17 protein-coding genes and 1 tRNA gene are annotated in these 21,594 nt (G+C 65.0%); 1 reads left to right on the top strand and 17 read right to left on the bottom strand.

What is annotated here, in order from left to right; genetic code table 11:
- The 17 genes from QO015_RS21775 to QO015_RS21695 all read right to left on the bottom strand — a co-directional run.
- Window positions 1-257: GTP-binding protein (locus tag QO015_RS21775; protein ID WP_307291140.1), on the bottom strand; the 257-nt coding region annotated here is incomplete at its 3' end.
- Between the two features lie 44 nt (window positions 258-301).
- Window positions 302-2,377, bottom strand: a complete 2,076-nt coding sequence (fusA, locus tag QO015_RS21770; RefSeq protein ID WP_266284333.1) for an elongation factor G — start codon at window positions 2,375-2,377, stop codon at window positions 302-304.
- Window positions 2,378-2,400: 23 nt separating this feature from the next.
- Window positions 2,401-2,871, bottom strand: coding sequence for a 30S ribosomal protein S7 (rpsG, locus tag QO015_RS21765; RefSeq protein ID WP_266284334.1), 471 nt, complete (start codon window positions 2,869-2,871; stop codon window positions 2,401-2,403).
- An 11-nt stretch (window positions 2,872-2,882) separates the two neighbouring features.
- On the bottom strand, window positions 2,883-3,254 hold the full coding sequence (rpsL, locus tag QO015_RS21760; RefSeq protein ID WP_073058749.1) for a 30S ribosomal protein S12: 372 nt from the start codon (window positions 3,252-3,254) through the stop codon (window positions 2,883-2,885).
- 411 nt (window positions 3,255-3,665) lie between these two features.
- On the bottom strand, window positions 3,666-4,124 hold the full coding sequence (locus tag QO015_RS21755) for a cupin domain-containing protein (protein ID WP_266284335.1): 459 nt from the start codon (window positions 4,122-4,124) through the stop codon (window positions 3,666-3,668).
- Window positions 4,125-4,238: 114 nt separating this feature from the next.
- The gene (locus tag QO015_RS21750) at window positions 4,239-5,516 is read right to left on the bottom strand and encodes an alpha/beta hydrolase (RefSeq protein WP_266284336.1); all 1,278 of its coding nucleotides are present in this window, start codon (window positions 5,514-5,516) and stop codon (window positions 4,239-4,241) included.
- A gap of 167 nt (window positions 5,517-5,683) precedes the next feature.
- Complete coding sequence (locus QO015_RS21745; RefSeq protein ID WP_266284337.1) at window positions 5,684-6,853, bottom strand: linear amide C-N hydrolase; 1,170 nt, start codon at window positions 6,851-6,853, stop codon at window positions 5,684-5,686.
- 231 nt (window positions 6,854-7,084) lie between these two features.
- Window positions 7,085-11,317 carry a DNA-directed RNA polymerase subunit beta' gene (gene rpoC, locus QO015_RS21740; RefSeq protein WP_266284338.1) on the bottom strand — a complete coding sequence of 1,411 codons (4,233 nt, stop codon included), beginning with the start codon at window positions 11,315-11,317 and terminating at the stop codon, window positions 7,085-7,087.
- Between the two features lie 112 nt (window positions 11,318-11,429).
- A complete protein-coding gene (rpoB, locus tag QO015_RS21735) occupies window positions 11,430-15,560 on the bottom strand; it encodes a DNA-directed RNA polymerase subunit beta (protein WP_266284339.1) in 4,131 nt (1,376 codons plus the stop codon).
- Between the two features lie 136 nt (window positions 15,561-15,696).
- On the bottom strand, window positions 15,697-16,074 hold the full coding sequence (rplL, locus tag QO015_RS21730; RefSeq protein WP_266284340.1) for a 50S ribosomal protein L7/L12: 378 nt from the start codon (window positions 16,072-16,074) through the stop codon (window positions 15,697-15,699).
- Window positions 16,075-16,118: 44 nt separating this feature from the next.
- The gene (rplJ, locus tag QO015_RS21725; protein ID WP_266284341.1) at window positions 16,119-16,637 is read right to left on the bottom strand and encodes a 50S ribosomal protein L10; all 519 of its coding nucleotides are present in this window, start codon (window positions 16,635-16,637) and stop codon (window positions 16,119-16,121) included.
- Window positions 16,638-16,936: 299 nt separating this feature from the next.
- Window positions 16,937-17,635 carry a 50S ribosomal protein L1 gene (rplA, locus tag QO015_RS21720; RefSeq protein WP_266284342.1) on the bottom strand — a complete coding sequence of 233 codons (699 nt, stop codon included), beginning with the start codon at window positions 17,633-17,635 and terminating at the stop codon, window positions 16,937-16,939.
- A gap of 2 nt (window positions 17,636-17,637) precedes the next feature.
- Window positions 17,638-18,069 carry a 50S ribosomal protein L11 gene (gene rplK / locus QO015_RS21715; protein WP_266284343.1) on the bottom strand — a complete coding sequence of 144 codons (432 nt, stop codon included), beginning with the start codon at window positions 18,067-18,069 and terminating at the stop codon, window positions 17,638-17,640.
- A gap of 123 nt (window positions 18,070-18,192) precedes the next feature.
- On the bottom strand, window positions 18,193-18,723 hold the full coding sequence (gene nusG, locus QO015_RS21710) for a transcription termination/antitermination protein NusG (protein WP_266284344.1): 531 nt from the start codon (window positions 18,721-18,723) through the stop codon (window positions 18,193-18,195).
- Window positions 18,724-18,738: 15 nt separating this feature from the next.
- Window positions 18,739-18,939 carry a preprotein translocase subunit SecE gene (gene secE / locus QO015_RS21705; RefSeq protein ID WP_266284345.1) on the bottom strand — a complete coding sequence of 67 codons (201 nt, stop codon included), beginning with the start codon at window positions 18,937-18,939 and terminating at the stop codon, window positions 18,739-18,741.
- A 97-nt stretch (window positions 18,940-19,036) separates the two neighbouring features.
- Window positions 19,037-19,112 (bottom strand) — tRNA-Trp (locus QO015_RS21700).
- Window positions 19,113-19,235: 123 nt separating this feature from the next.
- Window positions 19,236-20,351 (bottom strand): citrate synthase, encoded by a 1,116-nt coding sequence (locus QO015_RS21695; RefSeq protein ID WP_266284347.1) that lies wholly within the window; start codon window positions 20,349-20,351, stop codon window positions 19,236-19,238.
- Window positions 20,352-20,484: 133 nt separating this feature from the next.
- Between QO015_RS21695 and QO015_RS21690 the strand changes: the two genes are divergently transcribed.
- On the top strand, window positions 20,485-21,579 hold the full coding sequence (locus QO015_RS21690; protein WP_370877444.1) for a citrate synthase: 1,095 nt from the start codon (window positions 20,485-20,487) through the stop codon (window positions 21,577-21,579).
- Window positions 21,580-21,594 lie beyond the last annotated feature (15 nt).

Here is a 21,594-nt window from a genome sequence, read left to right as displayed (position 1 = left end):
GCATGGCCGGGGCAGTCGACGTGAGCGTAGTGGCGGGCCTGCGTCTCGTACTCGACATGCGCCGTCGAGATCGTGATGCCGCGCGCACGCTCCTCAGGAGCCGCGTCGATCTGGTCATACGCCTTGAAGGTCGCGCCGCCCGTCTTCGCAAGCACCTTCGTGATCGCCGCCGTCAGAGACGTCTTGCCATGGTCGACATGGCCGATCGTCCCGATGTTGCAGTGCGGCTTCGTACGCTCGAATTTCTCTTTACCCATCGGACTTCTCCGTAATCTCGGTTAAGCGGTTCCGGCTCGCGGGACTAGGCGTACTTCGCCTGGACTTCCTGGGCGACAGCCTGAGGAACCTGCTCGTAATGATCGAACTGCATCGTGTAGCTCGCACGGCCCTGGCTCATCGAGCGCAGGTTGTTCACGTAGGAGAACATGTTGGCGAGCGGGACGAAGGCGGTGATGACATTCGCGTTGCCGCGCATGTCCTGGCCCTGGATCTGACCACGGCGCGAGTTCAGGTCGCCGATGACCGAACCGACATACTCTTCCGGCGACACGACCTCGACCTTCATGATCGGCTCGAGCAGGGCCGGGTTGGCCTTCTCGATGCCTTCACGGAGCGCGGCACGCGAAGCGATTTCGAAGGCTATCGCCGACGAGTCCACTTCGTGATAGGCGCCGTCGATCAGCGAAACCTTGATGTCCACCACCGGGAAGCCGGCGATCGGACCCGAGGTCATGACCGAGTTCAGGCCCTTTTCGACGCCGGGGATGTATTCCTTCGGCACCACGCCGCCGACGATCTTGTTCTCGAAGGCGTAACCGCCACCGATCTCGTTCGGCTCGACGACGAACTTGACGCGGGCGAACTGACCCGTGCCGCCCGTCTGCTTCTTGTGCGTGTAGTCGATCTCGGTCGCCTTGCGGATCGTCTCGCGATAGGCAACCTGCGGCGCGCCGACATTCACGTTGATGTTGTACGGAGCGCGGCGGAGGATATCGATCTTGATGTCGAGGTGAAGCTCGCCCATGCCCTTGATGATCGTCTGGCCGGACTCGCTGTCGGTCGACACGCGGAAGGACGGATCCTCCGAGGCCAGCTTCTGCAGGGCGGTGGTCAGCTTCTCCTGGTCGGCCTTCGTGGCGGCCTCAACCGACATCTCGATGACCGGATCCGGGAATTCCATCTTCTCGAGGATAACCGGAGCCGACGGATCGCAGATCGTATCGCCGGTGCGGGCTTCCTTGAGACCCACCAGCGCAACGATGTCGCCGGCATAGGCCTCTTCGATGTCCTCACGCGAATTGGCGTGCATGGTGACCATGCGGCCGATGCGCTCGCGCTTCTCCTTGGTCGAGTTCAGGAGGGTCGTGCCCTTCTGAAGAACGCCCGAATAGATGCGCGCGAAGGTCAGGACGCCGAACGGGTCCTCGATGATCTTGAAGGCGAGCATCGAGAGCGGCTCGCTGTCGGTCGAATGACGCTCGACTTCCTCGCCGGTCTTCACGTCGATGCCCTTGGTCGGAGGCACGTCGATGGGCGACGGCAGGTAGTCGACGACCGCGTCGAGCAGCGTCTGGACGCCCTTGTTCTTGAAGGCCGAGCCAGCGAGAACCGGGAACCAGGTCGAGTGCAGCACGGCCTTGCGGATGAGCGACTTCAGCGTCGCCTCGTCCGGCTCGTTGCCCTCGAGATAGGCTTCCATCGCGGCGTCGTCGAGTTCGACGGCGGCCTCGATCAGCTCGGCGCGGGCGGCCTCGGCCTTCTCGCGCAGATCAGCCGGGATCTCGACGACGTCATACTTCGCGCCGAGGCTCTCATCGTGCCAGACGACCGCGGTCATCTTCACGAGGTCGATGATGCCCTTGAAGTCCTGCTCGGCGCCGATCGGCAGCTGGATCGGAACCGGACGCGCGCCGAGGCGGGTCTTGATGTCCGCCACGCACATGTCGAAATTGGCGCCGGTCTTGTCCATCTTGTTGCAGAAGACGATCCGCGGCACGTGGTACTTGTCGCCCTGGCGCCAGACGGTCTCGGTCTGCGGCTCGACGCCCTGGTTGGAGTCGAGGACGCATACGGCGCCGTCGAGCACGCGCAGCGAGCGCTCCACCTCGATGGTGAAGTCCACATGGCCGGGGGTGTCGATGATGTTCAGGCGCTTGCCGTTCCAGAACGTCGTCGTCGCGGCGGACGTGATCGTGATGCCGCGCTCCTGCTCCTGCTCCATGTAATCCATGGTGGCAGCGCCGTCATGGACCTCGCCGATCTTGTGGCTCTTACCGGAGTAGTAAAGAATCCGCTCGGTCGTCGTGGTCTTGCCGGCATCAATGTGAGCCATGATGCCGAAATTGCGGTAGTCTTCGATCTTGTGCGCGCGGGCCATGATGGTCTGCCTTTGGGGATCGGTTACCAGCGATAGTGCGAGAACGCGCGGTTGGCCTCGGCCATCCGGTGCGTGTCCTCACGCTTCTTCACGGCATTGCCGCGGTTGTTCGAGGCATCGAGCAATTCGCCGGACAGGCGCTCGACCATCGTCTTCTCGTTGCGGCCACGAGCAGCGGTCAGCAGCCAGCGGATCGCGAGCGCCTGGCGGCGATCGGTACGGACTTCGACCGGAACCTGATAGGTCGCACCGCCGACGCGGCGCGAACGCACTTCGATATGCGGCGCGACATTGTCGAGCGCCTGGCGGAAGACCGCCACCGGCTCCTGCTTGGTGCGGGCCTGGATCACGTCGAAGGCGCCGTAGACGATGCTCTCGGCGACCGACTTCTTGCCGTCATACATGACGGCGTTCATGAACTTGGTCACGACGATATCGCCGAACTTCGGGTCCGGGATGATCTCGCGCTTCTCTGCACTATGGCGACGGGACATCGCTTAACCCCTTACTTCGGACGCTTCGCGCCGTACTTCGACCGGCGCTGCTTGCGGTTCTTAACGCCCTGGGTGTCCAGAACGCCGCGCAGGATGTGGTAGCGCACGCCGGGCAGATCCTTGACGCGGCCGCCGCGAATCATGACGACCGAGTGTTCCTGGAGGTTGTGACCCTCACCCGGAATGTAGCCGATGACCTCGAACTGGTTCGTCAGGCGGACCTTGGCGACCTTACGAAGGGCCGAGTTCGGCTTCTTCGGGGTCGTCGTGTAGACACGCGTGCAAACACCGCGCTTCTGCGGGTTCTGCTCCAGCGCGGGAACCTTGTTCCGCTTCGCCGGCGCCTGGCGCGGCTTGCGGATCAACTGATTGATAGTCGGCATGCGTCGCCTTTCAGCTAGCCTACGTACGGTCCTGGTCTTCCACCCCTCGCGACATTCAAGACCGGGATGGCCATGAACGAAGAGCGCCGGTCCGCATGTCTCAGCGGAGGCGCTACGAGAAGCAGAGGATCACGGCAAAGCCGCGATCGTGCGTGTCGTCTCTAAAACTCGTTGTCGATCCGGTCAGTGTTTAGGCCCAAACTCCTGCGGCGCGGCGCCGCTGGACAATCAAGGCCTACGACCTGTCCGAAAGCCCGCGGAACCTACTTTCTCGCCCCCCTGACGTCAAGCCCATTCCGCGCGGCTTGCCAAAGGTTAATGGGTCGATCCATTCATGCGCTGGACCACCCATCTGCGCAACATCCTTTCGCGAGGCCCTTGAACACGATGCGGATGTTGCGCGACGCCACGTCAATGCGGCGCTTCGGTCTTCACGGAGAACGGCTTTCCCGCCTCTCCGGTGACGATCATGAGGATTCGCACGGGCTCATCGCCGACGACTCGCCCGTCATGCTTGCGATTCACCATCTCGGCGAACGATTCTCCGGCCTTGAAGACCCGCTTCTCGCCGGTCTCCGATTCCACCTCGATCGCGCCGGCGAGGATATAGGCGTAGGCCGGAACGGGATGGTAATGCCAGCCGGTCTCGCCGCCCGGCGGAATCTCGACGATCAGGGACTGCACTTCGGGGTCGTCGATGTCGGGATAGCGGATCGGATCGCCGCTGGTCGTCCTGGTCGTCTTGAGAATCGGCGTCACCGAGACTGATGGCTTGTACGCCTCCTCAGCCGATACCGGGCGGGGCAGGCCGAGGCCGGACAGGAGCAGCGCTCCGAGTACGGCGGCGGCTGCGGTCGCGACAGATTTCATGGACATCCTCCCTCGATGGCCGGTCCTGTACGAGTCCGCCTCCTCCGGCGGCCCCTCGATCCTCGTTCTTTGCCGGACAGGCTCGGCCGCAGATGCGCCGCAAGCGGCCTGCTGCTACTGGCCGACCCTGGCAGCACCCGTCACGACGTCCGTCGTCGCCTTGGCGCTGTCCTCGATCGAGTCGCCCAGCGCCTCGACATTGTCCTGGAAGTTGCGACGAGTGTTCGGATCGACGACGGCAATCGGTGCCGCCACGACGACGCCAGCGGCCGCACCGACGGTCGCCGCCGCCCCCGCCGAAGCAGCGACGATCTTGTCGCCAAGGCCGACATGGCTGTCGTTGATCGTCTGCCCCGTGGCAAGACGGGCACCGATCGCCTGCACCACTTCCGGGCTCGATGCGAACTTGCCGTGGTTGAGCGGATCGTTGCTGCGCAGCTTGGTCAGGTCGATGACCGTGATCTTGTTCTCGGCGAACTCCGTCGCGAAGGGCTCCGCCTCCGGGTTGACCTGGCCGAGCCGGTCGACATTGCCCCAGACGCGGCGCGAGGCGGCGAGCGCGCGGTCGTCCTGCGAGACGAACAGCGTCACCTTGGGCCCGTTCCGACCGATATCGGCCATCTGGCTGCGGAAGACGTCGACATCGACATCGGGTGCCGCGAGCATCACGTTGCGGATCTTGGGATAGACACGGCCGTTGCGGATCGCCATCTGCCGCAGCGCCTCGAGGGTCACGACATTGCCCATCGAATGCGCAAGCACGTCGACCTCGCTCACGTTCGGGTTGGTCGCGAGCGCGGTGAGCAGCTGCTCGAGCGCATCGCGCGAATAGTTGTTGCTCTGCAGATCGTAACCATAAGCGAGAATGCTGCCGCGCGACGGCCAGGTGAACAGCACCGGCACGACCGGAGCGCGCGAGTCGTGGACGATCTGCGCGAACCGATAGACCGCATCGTCGAAGCGGTTGTTGAAGCCATGGATGAAGACAAGCGCCTTGCGGCCCGGCGTCGCCTTGATGCGCGTATTGAACCACGACTTGGCCTGCGCCAGCGTCATGTCCTCAGCCTTCACGGTCACGAAGTCCGTGGCCGGATTGCCGGGCAGCTTTCTAGGCCACTGCACGTCGCCGACCTTTCGGGCCGACTCCGGCGGGATCGACACGACGATATTGGCGAAGTCGAGTTGGGAGCCGCGTTCGCCCGTGAAGAGGACGCCCCGGTCTTCGGCGCGCGAGCGCGTGGTTGCAACGGCGAGGTTAACGATGCTCGCGTCAGGAACCGTTGCCGTCACCGGCACGAGCACGCCCTCGACGCGGCCGCCGCACGCCGAAAGAAGCATGGCCGCGAGAAGGAGAATACCGACGCTCTGCACGCGCCTTGCAACTGACCGCATGACCACCGCTCGTCACCACCATGTTCGAGCGGCCAATAGCACGCGGCGAGGCGTCGCAAAATAGCCGCTGACCGGCGGGCGCCGGATCAAGCATGAAGCGTGTCGCGCCTGCCGCAGACCCTCGAGGAGGTCGGCGCGCCAACAAGGTGACGCGCCGGGGTCTCTCCCTACTTGCCCGCGATCAACGCCTGGGTGCCGTCGCCGGCCAGTCCATTGATCGTTTCCAGCGGTATCGACACGACCGTCGTGACATCGGCGAGGCCTCCGAGGTCGAACTTGGTGTAGTTGAGCCCGTCATAGGTCCGCAGCAGGAGCATGTTGCGCGTCAGGTCGGTGAGCGCCGTCCAGGACGTATACTCGCTGGTAAAGGCGGGCGCGTCCTTCGTAACGGCTGCGGCAAGCCCCTCATTGCCGGCGCCGCCGGCATCCTTGGTGATGTTCTTCGGCCGATCGAAGTTGTTCATCACATGGCCTACGACACGGATCGCGCTGTCCGGGTCCTTCGCCTTCTCGGCAAACTGCGCGTAGTAGACGGCGCGGACGAAGCGTCCGACCGATGTGTTCGACGCCGGCAGCCCCTCCGTCGCGATGCCGGAATCCGGCTGCACGACCGGGAGCTTGCCGAAGGTGTTCGTCGACTGATCGAGATTGTTCAGGAACGTGTAGTTGTTGAGATTGGTCAGGTGCCAGGGCAAGGTCGGCCCGTTGGTCATCACACCGACCGGGTTGTCGTAGACCGTCTGCTTGCCATCGGCGAACTCGATCACGATCGATGCGCCGCTGCGGTCATGCAGCACATAGTGGAACGGCGACTTGGCGTTCCCGAGGATGGCGAGCGGCGCCAGCAGGACTGGCTGGCTGGCCAGCGCGGCTTTCACCTCCGCAACCGTACCGAACTGGCCGAGCGTCCAGGAGCCGAGATCGATGGCCGAGAGTGCCGCCTTCGTCTTCGTGAAGGCCGAAGCCGGACCATCGGCGTCGGCGAAGGCGAGCAGGCTGAAGGTGAGGCCCTTCTCGTTAACGCCCTCGACGATCTTCAGATCGGAGAGCGATTCATCCGGCACGGCAACCGCAAGGACCCGATACTTGCTGGTGTAGTCTAGCCCGGCCGCATCTGTTGTCGTCTGGGAGCTGTAGCGCTGACCGACCGGGAAATACGCGACGCGATAGGGCAACTCGCCGGCCAGCTCGAGCGTCCGACCGGCATAGGGCGCTCCGCTGGCGTCGAAGTAGAGGAGCGACGTGCAGGCTGATGCGGGTGCCGCAAGCGCGAGGGAGAGCGCGAGGCCAGCCGAAACGACCGAACCGAACAGCCTGTATGAGCGTCTGCGAGACATGGTTTGCCCGTCTTCGAGGTAAAAGGCCCCCGACTCATTAGGATTCGGGCGACCAGCAGCAGATATAGCGTTCCAGCGTGAACAGCCTATGCCGACGCTGCTCCTGAAGCAGTTCCGCCGGCAGGCGGCCACATGATCCCGGCGGCTCCCGCCGCCGCCTCTCAACCGACGCCCAACAAAAAAGGGCCGCCCGTCTCCGGGCGGCCCTTCTCTCTAGGTCTCGTCGTCCGATTACTCGGCGGCGCTGGTCAGATTGCCGAGCAGGCCACCGGTCTCCGGCTTCGGCTGCGAGGCCGAAGCGCGCCGGCGCTCCTCGAGGATCAGTTCGTCGCGACGGGTCGCGATCTCGCGGATCCGGTTCATCGTGCCGCCGGTACCCGCCGGGATGAGGCGGCCGACGATGATGTTTTCCTTGAGGCCGTCCAGCGGATCGACCTTGCCGTTGACGGCCGCTTCCGTGAGGACGCGGGTCGTCTCCTGGAACGATGCAGCCGAGAAGAACGAGCGCGTCTGCAGGCTGGCCTTGGTGATGCCGAGGAGGACCGGATTGCCGATCGCCGGTTTCTTGCCCTCGCTCTTGGCCTTCTCGTTGACCACGTCGAACTCGAGCTGGTCGACCTGCTCGCCGGAGAAGAACTCCGTCTCGCCGCCGTCCACGACCTCGACCTTCTGCAGCATCTGGCGAACGATCACCTCGATGTGCTTGTCGTTGATCTGCACGCCCTGGAGCCGGTAGACGTCCTGGATCTCGTTGACGAGATAGGCCGCGAGAGCCTCCACGCCCTTGATCGCCAGAATGTCGTGCGGCGCCGGATTGCCGTCCATGATGTAGTCGCCCTTCTCGACGGCATCGCCTTCCTGGAGATGGAACGGCTTGCCCTTCGGGATGAGATACTCAACAGGCTGCAGCGGCATGCCCGCCGCATCGACCGAGCCTTCGGCGGGCTCGATGATGACGCGGCGCTTGTTCTTGTAGTCGCGGCCGAAGCGAACGGTGCCGTCCATCTCGGCGATGATCGCGTGATCCTTGGGACGGCGTGCCTCGAACAGCTCCGCCACGCGCGGCAGACCGCCCGTGATGTCGCGGGTCTTGGCGCCCTCGGTCGGGATACGCGCCAGCACGTCGCCGGCATGGACATTCGAGCCCGGATCGACCGAGAGAATGGTCTCCACCGAGAGCAGGTAGCGTGCCTCGCCGCCACGGGCGAGCTTCAGCACCTTGCCGTCCTTGCCCTTGATCACGATCGCCGGCTTCAGGTCGCTGCCGCGCGGGCTGGCGCGCCAGTCGATGACGACGCGTTTGGTGATGCCCGTCGACTCGTCGGCCGTTTCCGCGACCGAGATGCCTTCAACGAGGTCTTCGTAGCCGATCGTGCCCTCGACCTCGGTGAGAACGGGACGGGTATAGGGGTCCCACTCCGCGAGGCGCTGGCCGCGCTTGACCTGATCGCCCTCGTCGACATGAAGGCGCGAGCCGTAGGTGACGCGGTTGACCGCGCGCTCCGTCCCGTCCTTGTCGACGATCACGATCGCCATGTTGCGGCCGAGCGCAATCAGCTTGCCGTCCGAGTCCCGCACGACATTGCGGTTGCGGATCTGCACCGTGCCCTCGAACGAGGACTCGATGAAGGACGAGTCCACCACCTGCGCCGTGCCACCGATGTGGAACGTGCGCATGGTGAGCTGCGTGCCCGGCTCGCCGATCGACTGCGCCGCGATGACGCCGACCGCTTCACCCATGTTGACCGGGGTGCCGCGGGCGAGGTCGCGGCCGTAGCAGGCCGCGCAGACGCCGATCTTCGTGTCGCAGGTCAGCACCGAGCGGATCTTCACCGCCTGGACGCCGGCCTTCTCCACGCGCTCGACGTCACGCTCCTCGATCAGCTTGCCGGCCGGGACGAGCACCTCGCCGGTCGCGGCGGCCACGATGTCCTCCGCCGCGGTGCGGCCGAGGATGCGCAGGCCGAGCGAGGCGACGACCTGCCCGCTGTCGACCACAGCCTGCATGCGCAGGCCGTTGGTCGTGCCGCAATCCTTCTCGATGATGATGCAGTCCTGCGCCACGTCGACGAGACGGCGCGTCAGATAGCCGGAATTGGCCGTCTTCAGAGCCGTGTCGGCGAGACCCTTGCGGGCGCCGTGGGTCGAGTTGAAGTACTCGAGAACCGTTAGGCCTTCCTTGAAGTTCGAGATGATCGGGTTCTCGATGATCTCGCCCGACGGCTTGGTCATGAGACCGCGCATGCCGGCGAGCTGCTTCATCTGCGTGGGCGAACCACGCGCACCCGAGTGGCTCATCATGTAGACCGAGTTCATCGGCTTCTGACGACCCGACTCGTCATCCCGGCGCACGGCCGAGATGCCCTTCATCATCTCCTCGGCGACGCGGTCACCGCACTTCGCCCAGGCGTCGACCACCTTGTTGTACTTCTCGCCATAGGTGATCAGGCCGTCATTGTACTGCTGCTCGTAGTCCTTGACCTGAGCCTGCGTCTCCTCGACCAGCTTCGTCTTCGCGGCCGGGATCACCATGTCGTCCTTGCCGAACGAGATGCCCGCACGGCAGGCCTCGCGGAAGCCAAGCGCCATGATGCGATCGCAGAAGATGACCGTCTCCTTCTGACCGCAATGGCGGTAGACGGCGTCGATCGTGTTCGAGATTTCCTTCTTCGTCATCAGCTTGTTGACGACGTCGAAGGGCAGGTTGTGGTGCTTCGGCAGCAGTTCGCCGATCAGCAGGCGGCCGGGGGTCGTGTCGTAGATCTTCGAAGTGACCTTGCCGTCCGCATCGACGTTCCGATAGCGGCCGCGGATCTTGGTGTGCAGCGTGATCGCCTTGGCGGCCAGCGCATGCTCGATCTCCGCGATGGAGCCGAACATCATGCCCTCGCCCGGCTCCTTCTCCGCCATGATCGACAGATAATAGAGGCCGAGGACGATGTCCTGCGACGGCACGATGATCGGCAGGCCGTTCGCCGGATGCAGGATGTTGTTCGTCGACATCATGAGGACGCGCGCTTCCAGCTGCGCCTCGAGCGACAGCGGGACGTGCACGGCCATCTGATCGCCGTCGAAGTCGGCGTTGAAGGCCGAGCAAACGAGCGGATGGAGCTGGATCGCCTTGCCTTCGATCAGCACCGGCTCGAAGGCCTGAATGCCGAGGCGGTGCAGCGTCGGGGCGCGGTTGAGCAGGATCGGATGCTCGCGGATGACCTCGTCCAGGATATCCCAGACCTCGGGCCGCTCCTTCTCGACAAGCTTCTTCGCCTGCTTCACGGTCGAGGAGAAGCCCTTGGCGTCGAGGCGCGAATAGATGAACGGCTTGAACAGCTCGAGCGCCATCTTCTTCGGCAGGCCGCACTGGTGCAGCTTCATCTCCGGACCGACCACGATCACCGAACGGCCGGAATAATCGACGCGCTTGCCGAGCAGGTTCTGGCGGAAGCGGCCCTGCTTGCCTTTCAGCATGTCGGAGAGCGACTTCAGCGGACGCTTGTTGGCGCCGGTGATGACGCGGCCACGGCGGCCGTTGTCGAACAGCGCGTCGACGGCCTCCTGCAGCATGCGCTTCTCGTTCCGGATGATGATGTCCGGCGCGCGCAGCTCGATCAGCCGCTTCAGACGATTGTTGCGGTTGATGACGCGGCGATAGAGATCATTGAGATCCGAGGTGGCGAAACGGCCGCCATCGAGCGGAACGAGCGGACGCAGATCCGGCGGGATGACCGGGATCTGGGTCATGATCATCCATTCCGGGCGATTGCCGGACTCGATGAACGCCTCGACCAGCTTCAGCCGCTTGCCGAGCTTCTTCGGCTTCAGCTCCGAGGTCGAAGTCGCGATCTCCTCGCGCAGGTCGACCGCGAGCTTCTCGAGGTCGAGCGCCATCATCATCTCGCGGATGGCCTCGGCACCGATCAGCGCCGTGAAGCTGTCGTCGCCATATTCGTCCTGGGCGCGCAGATACTCCTCCTCGGTGAGGAGCTGACGCTCCTTCAGCGGGGTGAGGCCCGGCTCCAGCACGACATAGTTCTCGAAGTAGAGGATGCGCTCGAGATCCTTGAGCGTCATGTCCATCAGCATGCCGATGCGCGACGGCAGCGACTTCAGGAACCAGATATGGGCGACCGGGGCCGCGAGCTCGATATGGCCCATGCGGTCACGCCGCACGCGCGCCAGCGTCACCTCGACGCCGCACTTCTCGCAGATGATGCCCTTGTACTTCATGCGCTTGTACTTGCCGCACAAGCACTCGTAGTCCTTGATCGGCCCGAAGATGCGCGCGCAGAACAGACCGTCGCGCTCGGGCTTGAAGGTACGATAGTTGATGGTTTCCGGCTTCTTGATCTCGCCGAACGACCACGACAGAATCTTCTCCGGGCTCGCAATATGGATGCGGATCTGGTCGAAGTTCTGCGCCGGCTGCGCCAGCGGGTTGAAGATGTTCGCGACTTCCTGATTCATCGCCGATCTCCTTGATCGGTCGCCGGCGAGAGCCAAGGCTCCCGGCCGGATGACCGCATGTCAAACTTCATTGCGACTTCCGACGGCCCGCCTTCGCGGGCCGCGCCGCGGATTACTCCGCCGCATCCGGAAGCCGCTCGACCCCGTCCAACGGCTTCGACTGGTTGAGTTCCACGTCGAGACCGAGCGAGCGCATTTCCTTGACCAGCACGTTGAAGCTCTCGGGAATGCCGGCCTCGAAGGTGTCGTCGCCACGGACGATCGCCTCGTAGACCTTGGTGCGGCCGGCCACGTCGTCCGACTTCACCGTCAGCATTTCCTGCAGCGTGTAGGCCGCGCCATAGGCCTCGAGCGCCCACACCTCCATTTCGCCGAAGCGCTGGCCGCCGAACTGCGCCTTGCCGCCGAGCGGCTGCTGGGTGACCAGCGAATAGGGGCCGATTGAGCGGGCGTGGATCTTGTCGTCCACCAGGTGATGCAGCTTCAGCATGTAGATGTAGCCGACCGTGACCTTGCGATCGAACTCCTCGCCGGTGCGCCCGTCATAGAGCGTCACCTGGCCCGACGGATCGAGCCCGGCCTTCGTCAGCATCTTGACGATGTCCGCCTCGCGGGCGCCGTCGAAGACAGGCGTCGCGATCGACACGCCCTTGGAGAGATGCAGGCCAAGCTTCACGACGCTGTCGTCGTCCAGCTCCGCCACCTTCTCGTTTTTGGCGTTGTCGCCATAGATCTCGTCGAGCTGCAGGCGCAGCGGCGCGGTGTTGCCGGTCCGCTTGTACTCCTCGATCATGCGCCCGACCTTGAGACCCATGCCGGCGCAAGCCCAGCCGAGATGCGTCTCCAGGATCTGGCCGACATTCATGCGGCTCGGCACGCCGAGCGGGTTGAGCACGATGTCGACATGCGTGCCGTCCTCGAGGAACGGCATGTCCTGCACCGGAACGATGCGCGAGACCACGCCCTTGTTGCCGTGACGGCCGGCCATCTTGTCGCCCGGCTGGATCTTGCGCTTCACGGCGACGAAGACCTTGACCATCTTCATCACGCCGGGCGGCAGCTCGTCGCCGCGCTGCAGCTTCTCGACCTTGTCGATGAAGCGCTTCTCCAGACGCTTGCGGCTCTCGTCATACTGGCCGCGCAGCGCCTCGATCTCGCCCATCAGCTTCTCGTCGGCGACGGCGAACTGCCACCACTGGCTGCGCGGATATTCATCCAGCAGCTCGCGGCTGAGCACCGTCTCCTTCTTGAAGTTCTTCGGGCCGCTCGAGGCGGTCTTGCCGACGATCATGTCGGCGAGACGGCCATAGACGTTGCGGTCGAGGATCGCCTGCTCGTCGTCGCGGTCCTTCGCGAGACGCTCGATCTCCTCGCGCTCGATCGCCATGGCGCGCTCGTCCTTCTCCACGCCGTGGCGGTTGAAGACGCGGACCTCGACGATCGTGCCGGTGACGCCCGGCGGAACGCGCAGCGACGTGTCGCGCACGTCGGACGCCTTCTCGCCGAAGATGGCGCGCAGCAGCTTCTCTTCCGGCGTCATCGGGCTCTCGCCCTTCGGCGTGATCTTGCCGACCAGGATGTCGCCCGCCTGAACGTCGGCGCCGATATAGACGATACCGGCTTCGTCGAGGTTCTTCAGAGCCTCTTCCGAAACGTTCGGGATGTCGCGCGTGATCTCCTCGGGGCCGAGCTTCGTGTCGCGCGCCATCACCTCGAACTCTTCGATATGGATCGAGGTGAAGACGTCGTCGGCCACGATCCGCTCGGAGAGCAGGATCGAGTCCTCGAAGTTGTAGCCGTTCCACGGCATGAACGCGACGAGCACGTTCCGGCCGAGGGCGAGATCGCCGAGATCGGTCGAGGGGCCATCCGCCAGGATGTCGCCGCGGCCGACGATGTCGCCGACGCGCACCAGCGGACGCTGGTTGATGCAGGTCGACTGGTTCGAACGCTGGAACTTCATCAGCCGGTAGATATCGACGCCGGACTTCGACGGATCGAGGTCTTCGGTCGCGCGGATGACGATACGGGTCGCGTCCACCTGGTCGACGACGCCGCCGCGGCGGGCCGCGATCGCGGCGCCCGAGTCACGGGCGACGACGCTCTCCATGCCGGTGCCGACGAACGGCGCCTCGGCGCGAACGAGCGGCACCGCCTGGCGCTGCATGTTCGAGCCCATGAGGGCGCGATTGGCGTCGTCGTTCTCGAGGAACGGGATAAGCGCCGCGGCCACCGAGATGACCTGCTTCGGCGACACGTCCATAAAGTCGACGCGCTCGGCGCCGACCATGACGTTCTCACCCGCGTGACGGCAGACGATCAGGTCCTCGGTCAGCTTGCCGTCGCCATCGAGCTTCACGTTCGCCTGCGCGACGTAGTACTTCGACTCCTCCATCGCCGAGAGATAGATGATCTCGTCGGTGGCGGCGCCGTCCTTGACGCGACGATACGGGCTCTCGATGAAGCCATACTTGTTGACGCGGGCGAAGGTCGCAAGCGAGTTGATGAGGCCGATATTCGGGCCTTCCGGCGTCTCGATCGGGCAGATGCGGCCGTAATGCGTCGGGTGCACGTCGCGCACCTCGAAGCCGGCGCGCTCGCGCGTCAGACCGCCCGGGCCAAGCGCCGAGAGACGACGCTTGTGCGTGATCTCGCTGAGCGGGTTGGTCTGGTCCATGAATTGCGAGAGCTGCGAGGAACCGAAGAACTCGCGCACGGCCGCGGCCGCCGGCTTGGCGTTGATGAGATCCTGCGGCATCACGTTGCCGATCTCGACCGACGACATGCGCTCCTTGATGGCGCGCTCCATGCGGAGCAGGCCGACGCGGTACTGGTTCTCCATGAGCTCGCCGACCGAACGCACGCGGCGATTGCCGAGATTGTCGATGTCGTCGATCTCGCCCTTGCCGCCGCGCAGCTCGACGAGCATTCGGATCACCGCGAGGATGTCCTCCTTGCGGAGAACGCGGACGGTGTCCTCGGCCGTCAGGTCGAGACGCATGTTCATCTTGACGCGGCCGACCGCGGACAGGTCGTAGCGCTCGCTGTCAAAGAACAGCGAGTGGAACATGGCCTGCGCCGAATCCATGGTCGGCGGCTCACCCGGACGCATCACGCGGTAGATGTCGAACAGCGCGTCTTCACGCGTCTCGTTCTTGTCCACGGCGATCGTGTTGCGGATATAGGCGCCGACATTGATGTGATCGATGTCGAGAACGCTGATCTCGTCATATCCCGCCGTCTCGAGCGCGCCGAGCAGCTTCTCGGTGAGCTCGTCGCCCGCCTCGGCGTAGATTTCGCCGGTCTGCGGATTGACGATGTCCTCGGCCACATAGCTGCCGAACAGGTCCTCGCTGGTGACCTTGAGCGCCTTGACGCCCTTCTCGGCGATGGCGCGGGCAGCACGGGCCGTCAGCTTCTTGCCGGCCTCGACCACGACCTCGCCGGTATCGGCGTCGACGAGATCCGTCGCCGCCTTGATGCCGCGCATACGCGCCGGATCATAGGGCATGCGCCAGCCATCGGCGGCCTTAGTGTAGGTCACCGTGTTGTAGAAGGTCTCGAGGATCTCCTCGGCGTCCATGCCGAGCGCATAGAGCAGCGACGACACCGGAATCTTCCGGCGACGGTCGATGCGCGCATAGACGATGTCCTTCGCGTCGAACTCGATGTCGAGCCACGAGCCGCGATAGGGAATGATGCGGGCGGCGAACAGGAGCTTGCCCGACGAATGGGTCTTGCCCTTGTCGTGGTCAAAGAAGACGCCCGGCGAGCGATGCATCTGCGAGACGATAACGCGCTCGGTGCCGTTGACGATGAAGGTGCCGTTCAGCGTCATGAGCGGCATCTCGCCCATGTACACTTCCTGCTCCTTGATGTCCTTGACGGACTTGGCGCCGGTGTCCTCGTCGACATCGAACACGATCAGCCGCAGCGTGACCTTGAGCGGAGCCGAGAAGGTCATGCCGCGCTGACGGCACTCGTCGACGTCGTACTTTGGCGGGTCGAAATCGTAGCGGACGAATTCGAGCAGCGCCGTGTTCGAGAAGTCGGAGATCGGGAAAACGGACTTGAAGACGGCCTGCAGACCTTCGTCGGGACGCCCGCCCTTCGTTTCCTCGACCATGAGGAACTGGTCGTAGGACGCCTTCTGAACCTCGATGAGGTTCGGCATCTCGGCGACGTCGCCGATCGACCCGAAGAACTTGCGGATGCGCTTACGACCGGTAAATGCCTGGGCCATGTTCGCTCCTTTTCATTTCCAAGAACGGCTGTCCGGAAAGCCGTATAGCCGCGCTTGGGCGCGGCTCTCTGGACAGCGGTTCCATGAAGAACCCTGATGAACCGGCCGGCCCCGGTCGGGGCCGGCCGTATGCGACTTACTTGACGTCGACCTTGGCGCCGGCGCCCTCGAGCTGAGCCTTGAGCTTGGCAGCCTCGTCCTTCGAGACGCCTTCCTTCACGGCCTTCGGAGCACCCTCGACCAGATCCTTGGCTTCCTTGAGGCCAAGAGCCGTGATCGCGCGGACTTCCTTGATGACGTTGATCTTGTTCGCGCCGGCCTCGACGAGGATGACGTCGAACTCCGTCTTCTCCTCGACCGGAGCCGCAGCGGCGGCACCGCCGCCGACAGCCGCAACCGCGACCGGAGCAGCAGCCGAAACGCCCCACTTCTCCTCGAGCAGCTTCGACAGCTCGGCAGCCTCGAGAACGGTCAGGCTCGAGAGTTCTTCAACGATCTTCGAAAGATCAGCCATTTCAATATCCTATCAGTTCGAATTCAGATGTTGAGCGAACGGCCTTACGCCGCTTCATCCTTCTTGGCATAGGCGCCGAACACGCGTGCGAGCTGGCCCGCAGGTGCGTTGACGACCGACGCGATCTTCTGCGCCGGCGCCTGGATCAGGCCGATCAGCTTGCCGCGCAGCTCGTCGAGCGACGGCAGCGTGGCAAGGGCCTTGACCCCTTCGGGGTTCAGATTGGTCGAGCCCATCGCGCCACCGAGAATGACGAGCTTGTCATTCGTCTTGGCGAAATCGGACGTGACCTTGGGCGCTGCCACCGGGTCGGCCGAATAGGCGACCAGCGTCGGACCCGTGAACAGGTCCGCGATATGGGCAGAGTCCGTGCCTTGAAGGGCGAGCTTCACAAGGCGGTTCTTTGCGACCTTTACGCTGACCCCCTGCTGACGAGCCTTGCCGCGCAAGGCGGTCAGCTCGGCAACGGTGAGGCCGGCATAGTGTGCCACGACGACGACATTGGCCTCCTGGAAGACCTCGTTCATCGTCGAGACAAGTTCGCGCTTTGCCGCTTTTTCCACTTGCCTCTCTCCAGTAGGCGGCCGACTTTGCGGGTCGGGACCGCCGGTTGCGTTTGCCGCGGCCGGGCGAGCCGCCCGCGACGCTTCCTGGCCTGTCCCCCCGCGGACCCTTGCGGGCCGCCGGGCAAAAGAGGTTCGAACTGACAGCCGGCTCGCGCCGGACAATCCGTCTCGCCCCGTCTATGCAGGAGATTAAGCCGGCAACGCCGGCACCTGCAGTCTCGGACAGGTATCGGCCGATCGGGACCAAACCCCATCGGCCGCCTTGCCGCCCGGTCGCCCGGACGGAATTGAGATCGTCAGCCGTTCAGCACGGACGACGGATCGACATGGACGCCGGGGCCCATGGTGGACGACACGGCGACGCGCTGCACGAAGGTGCCCTTCGCGCCGGTCGGACGAGCCTTCTGAACCGCGTCGGCGAACGCCTTGATGTTCTGCACGAGCTTCTCGGTGTCGAAGCTCGCCTTGCCGATGCCCGCATGGATGATGCCAGCCTTCTCGACGCGGAACTCGACCGAGCCGCCCTTGGCGCCCTTGACGGCGCCGGTGACATCCATGGTCACCGTGCCGACCTTCGGGTTCGGCATGAGGCCGCGCGGGCCGAGCACCTTGCCGAGACGGCCGACGAGCGGCATCAGGTCCGGGGTCGCGATGCAGCGATCGAAGTCGATCGTGCCGCCCTGGACGATCTCGAGCAGGTCCTCGGCGCCCACGATGTCGGCGCCGGCGGCCTTGGCTTCCTCAGCCTTGGCGCCACGCGCAAACACCGCGACGCGGACCGTGCGGCCGGAGCCGTTCGGCAGCGCGCAGACGCCGCGGACCATCTGGTCGGCATGGCGCGGATCGACGCCGAGATTCATCGCGAGCTCGATGGTCTCGTCGAACTTGGCATTCGCGCGCTCCTTGATCATCGAGACGGCCTCGGCGATCGGATAGAGCTTGTTGCGGTCGATGCCCTCGCGTCCCTTGACGACGCGCTTTCCGTGATGAGCCATGATCAGTCAACCACCGTGAGGCCCATGGAGCGGGCAGAACCTTCGACCATGCGCGCGGCAGCTTCGACGCTGTCGGCGTTGAGGTCCTTGAGCTTCTTCGACGCGATGTCGAGGCACTGGGCCTTGGTGATCGAGCCGGCCGAAGCGCCCTTGCCGGGCGTGGTGGCGCCCTTCTGGACGTTGGCGGCCTTCTTGAGGAAGTAGCTCACCGGCGGCGTCTTCATGACGAAGGTGAACGACTTGTCCTGGTAGTAGGTAATGACCACCGGGACGGGCGAGCCCTTCTCCATCTCCTGGGTCTGCGCGTTAAAGGACTTGCAGAACTCCATGATGTTGATGCCGCGCTGGCCGAGCGCGGGACCGATCGGCGGCGACGGAGTCGCCGAACCGGCCTTCACCTGAAGCTTCAGGTAGCCCATGACTTTCTTTGCCATAGTCGTTCCTTTCCACTGCCGGCAGCCTGCCGGCGAGGCGACCCGGCATCATGCCGGATCAGGAATGGCGTGGTGCGGAGTGGCGGTGCCTGGCGAGCGCCGCATCCTCCCACGCCCCTTGGGTCAGACCTTCTCGACCTGCCCGTATTCGAGCTCCACCGGAGTGGCACGCCCGAAGATCGACACGGCCACCTTGAGCCGCGCGCGGACCTCGTCGACTTCCTCGACGAGACCATTGAACGAAGCGAAGGGACCGTCCGCGACGCGAACCTGCTCTCCGACCTCGAAGCTGACCGAAGGCTTCGGCCGCTCGACGCCTTCCTGCACCTGGTGCAGTATGCGGCCGGCCTCGGCCTCGGAGATCGGCATCGGCTTGTTGTCCGAGCCGAGGAACCCGGTGACCTTCGGCGTATTCTTGATCAGGTGATACGCGTCGTCCGTCAGCGCCATCTTCACCAGAACATAGCCAGGGAAGAATTTGCGCTCGGCATCGACCTTGCGGCCGCGGCGCACCTCGACGACCTTCTCGGTCGGGACGAGGATCTGATCGAAGAGGTCGGACAGACCGCGCTGCGCAGCCTGCTCACGGATCGAGTCCGCCACCTTCTTCTCGAAATTCGAATAGGCGTGGACGATGTACCACCGCTTTTCCATCTGGCCGGCTCCGACTTAGCGACCGAGGCCGAGCAGCAGCTGAACGCCCCAGCTCAACCCGAAATCGACCAGCGTGAAAAAGAGCGACGCAGCGACGGCCATGGCAAAAACCATGGCGGTGGTGATCAGAGCTTCACGCCGCGACGGCCAAACGACCTTCGAGACCTCCGTCCGGACCTGCTGGAGGAACGTCAATGGATTGGTTTTGGTGGCCATTACCCGCTCACGACTTGCGGGCGCGCAAACAACCGTCTGCGCACCGCGCTGGGAAGCGTTACATAGAATCGAAAAGACGATTCCTCAAGGGTTAATTTGGCAGGGGCAGTAGGATTCGAACCTACGACCTACGGTTTTGGAGACCGTCGCTCTACCAGCTGAGCTATACCCCTCCACGCCGAGCGGCTCGACCTTGGTCGATTCCGGCTGCGCGGCGTTGTCATAGCCAAGGCGGGGTTGGGGTGCAATCCCTATTCGCTCGCCCCTCGCCGGCCACCCCCGTCCGCGACCCGACCTCAGGCCGGAAGCGGCCCGATATAGCGGGATTCCGGCCGGATCAGGCCTCCGCCTTGCTGCTGCTCCAGCGCATGGGCGATCCACCCGGCGACGCGCCCGGCCGCAAAGATCGGTGTGAAGCCCTCGCGGGGAATCCCGAGTCGTTCCAGCAGCAGCGCCGTATAGAATTCGACATTGACGTCGAGACGGCGTCCCGACTTGCGCCGCGCCAACACTTCGAGCGCCGCCTTTTCCACCGCTCGCGCGAGATCGAGCCGTCCGTCGCGGTCGCCGAGCGTTGCGACGGCGGCTCGCAGGACGTCGGCGCGCGGGTCACGCACGCGATAGGCGCGGTGCCCGAAGCCCATGATTCGTTCTCCCGACGCGACGCGGCCGTCGAGCCAGCCCTCGGCCGCGTCGGCCGTGCCAATCTCGTCGAGCATGTCGAGAACAGGACCAGGGGCGCCTCCATGCAGCCGACCCTTGAGCGCAGACAGCGCCGCGATCACCGCAGAGGAGAGGCCCGCCTCCGTCGAGGCTACGACCCGCGCCGTGAAGGTCGAGGCGTTGAGGCCGTGGTCGATCACCGTCACCAGATAGGTCTCGAACGCCCGCGCTTCGGCCGCGTCGGACAGCGTACCGGTCACCATGCGGCGCAGGTCCAGCGCATGCGGCAGTCCGGCGTCGGGGGTTACGGCGTCGAGGCCACGGCTGGCACGGATCGCCATCGCCGCCGCAACCGCCGTCGCCGCGATCAGGCCGGCCGGGCTCGCGAGCGGATCGCCATCGCCAATCCCGGCGAGAAGCAGACGCATTGCCTCCACAGGATCCTTCGGCGCGCCCGCCCCGCTCAGCCGGCCCTGAAAGCGCGTGAAGGCGGCCTTCCTGGCCTTGCCGATCGCTCCGGCAAAATCGCCCTCCACGGGCGCGAACCCATCCAGCAACATCGCGGCGACCGCCTCGTAGCGCATATGAGGCGCGAGATCCTCGACGCGGCGGCCGCGGATGATCAGCCGCCCCGCCTCGCCTTCCACAGCGCTCAGCACCGTCTCCGCGGCGACGACACCGGCGAGACCCCGCGCGAACGATCCCTGCGCGCCCTGCCCCGCCACGCTCGCATCTTTGGTAAGCGCCATCGTCATCGTCGTCTCCTTCCGCTTCCGATAGGCGCGAGACTGAGTTAGATTGACTGATGTCTCAATCTTGAATCAACCAATCAATATGGCAGCATCGAACGAACGGCTGATTTCGGCGCGCGAGGCGAGCAGGATGCTCGGCATCCGCCTGGCCTCGCTCTATGCCTATGTCAGCCGTGGCCAGATCCGCGCCCTGCCCGACCCCGCCGATCCGCGCGCGCGGCTCTATCGTCGCGACGACATCGAGGCGCTTCTCGAGCGCAAGAATCGCCAGTCGCGGCCGGCAGCCGCGGCCGCCACGGCGCTCGACTGGGGCATGCCGGTCCTGACGACCCGCCTGTCGAGCATTGCCGGGGGCCGCCTCGCCTATCGCGGCCGCGATACCGTTGCCCTCGCCGAGACGGCGTCGCTCGAGGAGATCGCCGCGCTGCTCTGGGACTGCGAGGCGGTCGAATTCCGGGGGCAGATCGCAAAGCCCGTCTCGTCGGCGGGTTCGCCGATCGATCGCGCCGTCGCAGCGCTGGCGGGGGAGCTGCCGACCGCAGCCCCGGCCGGGCCGCCAACCCTGCGCGGCCAGCGGGCGGGGCGCCTCATCCGCATCATCGCCGTCGCCGCTGCCGATCGATGGCTGGCCGATGGGCCTCTGCACGAGTCGATCGCGGCGACATGGCAGGCACCTGCGGCGGCCGACGTCATTCGCCGCGCGCTCGTCCTGGTCGCCGATCACGAGCTCAACGCATCGACTTTCGCCGCCCGCGTCGCCGCCTCGACCGGGGCACCGCTGGCGCATGCGCTCGTCGCCGGTCTCGTGACGCTGGCCGGGCCGGCACATGGCGGCGCCACCGGACGCGTGTCGGCCTTGCTGGAGGAGGCGGCCCGGCTCGGCGACGGCGCCGCGGCGGTCGACGCGCGTCTCCGGCGCGGTGACGATCTGCCGGGCTTTGGTCATCGCCTCTATCCCGACGGCGATCCGCGCGCGAAAGCACTGATCGCCGCTTTCGACATCGGCTCACTGGAACGCTCCGTCGCCGATGCGGCCGAGACCACGACCGGTCTCGCCCCGACAATCGATTTCGCTCTGGTCGCGCTGGAACGTCGCTTCAGGCTGCCACGCCAGGCGGCGCTGGCCCTCTTCGCGACCGGCCGCTCGGTCGGCTGGATCGCGCATGCATTGGAGCAGACGCGCAGCGGCCAACTCATCCGTCCGCGGGCGATGTTTACGCCCTGACCGGAAACGAAAAAG

This window comes from Kaistia geumhonensis (genome assembly GCF_030815145.1).
Lineage (GTDB): Bacteria > Pseudomonadota > Alphaproteobacteria > Rhizobiales > Kaistiaceae > Kaistia > Kaistia geumhonensis.
The sequence above is the reverse complement of the archived record's forward strand: the minus strand, read 5'-3'. Positions and strand labels throughout refer to the sequence as shown.

What these genes read in the sequence shown, in the direction of transcription:
- fusA (WP_266284333.1), bottom strand. Translation starts at nt 2,377, where the DNA reads ATGGCCCGCGCGCACAAGATCGAAGACTACCGCAATTTCGGCATCATG.
- rpsG (WP_266284334.1), bottom strand. Translation starts at nt 2,871, where the DNA reads ATGTCCCGTCGCCATAGTGCAGAGAAGCGCGAGATCATCCCGGACCCG.
- rpsL (WP_073058749.1), bottom strand. Translation starts at nt 3,254, where the DNA reads ATGCCGACTATCAATCAGTTGATCCGCAAGCCGCGCCAGGCGCCGGCG.
- QO015_RS21755 (WP_266284335.1), bottom strand. Translation starts at nt 4,124, where the DNA reads ATGAAATCTGTCGCGACCGCAGCCGCCGCCGTACTCGGAGCGCTGCTC.
- QO015_RS21750 (WP_266284336.1), bottom strand. Translation starts at nt 5,516, where the DNA reads ATGCGGTCAGTTGCAAGGCGCGTGCAGAGCGTCGGTATTCTCCTTCTC.
- QO015_RS21745 (WP_266284337.1), bottom strand. Translation starts at nt 6,853, where the DNA reads ATGTCTCGCAGACGCTCATACAGGCTGTTCGGTTCGGTCGTTTCGGCT.
- rpoC (WP_266284338.1), bottom strand. Translation starts at nt 11,317, where the DNA reads ATGAATCAGGAAGTCGCGAACATCTTCAACCCGCTGGCGCAGCCGGCG.
- rpoB (WP_266284339.1), bottom strand. Translation starts at nt 15,560, where the DNA reads ATGGCCCAGGCATTTACCGGTCGTAAGCGCATCCGCAAGTTCTTCGGG.
- rplL (WP_266284340.1), bottom strand. Translation starts at nt 16,074, where the DNA reads ATGGCTGATCTTTCGAAGATCGTTGAAGAACTCTCGAGCCTGACCGTT.
- rplA (WP_266284342.1), bottom strand. Translation starts at nt 17,635, where the DNA reads ATGGCTCATCACGGAAAGCGCGTCGTCAAGGGACGCGAGGGCATCGAC.
- rplK (WP_266284343.1), bottom strand. Translation starts at nt 18,069, where the DNA reads ATGGCAAAGAAAGTCATGGGCTACCTGAAGCTTCAGGTGAAGGCCGGT.
- nusG (WP_266284344.1), bottom strand. Translation starts at nt 18,723, where the DNA reads ATGGAAAAGCGGTGGTACATCGTCCACGCCTATTCGAATTTCGAGAAG.
- secE (WP_266284345.1), bottom strand. Translation starts at nt 18,939, where the DNA reads ATGGCCACCAAAACCAATCCATTGACGTTCCTCCAGCAGGTCCGGACG.
- QO015_RS21695 (WP_266284347.1), bottom strand. Translation starts at nt 20,351, where the DNA reads ATGGCGCTTACCAAAGATGCGAGCGTGGCGGGGCAGGGCGCGCAGGGA.
- QO015_RS21690 (WP_370877444.1), top strand. Translation starts at nt 20,485, where the DNA reads ATGCTCGGCATCCGCCTGGCCTCGCTCTATGCCTATGTCAGCCGTGGC.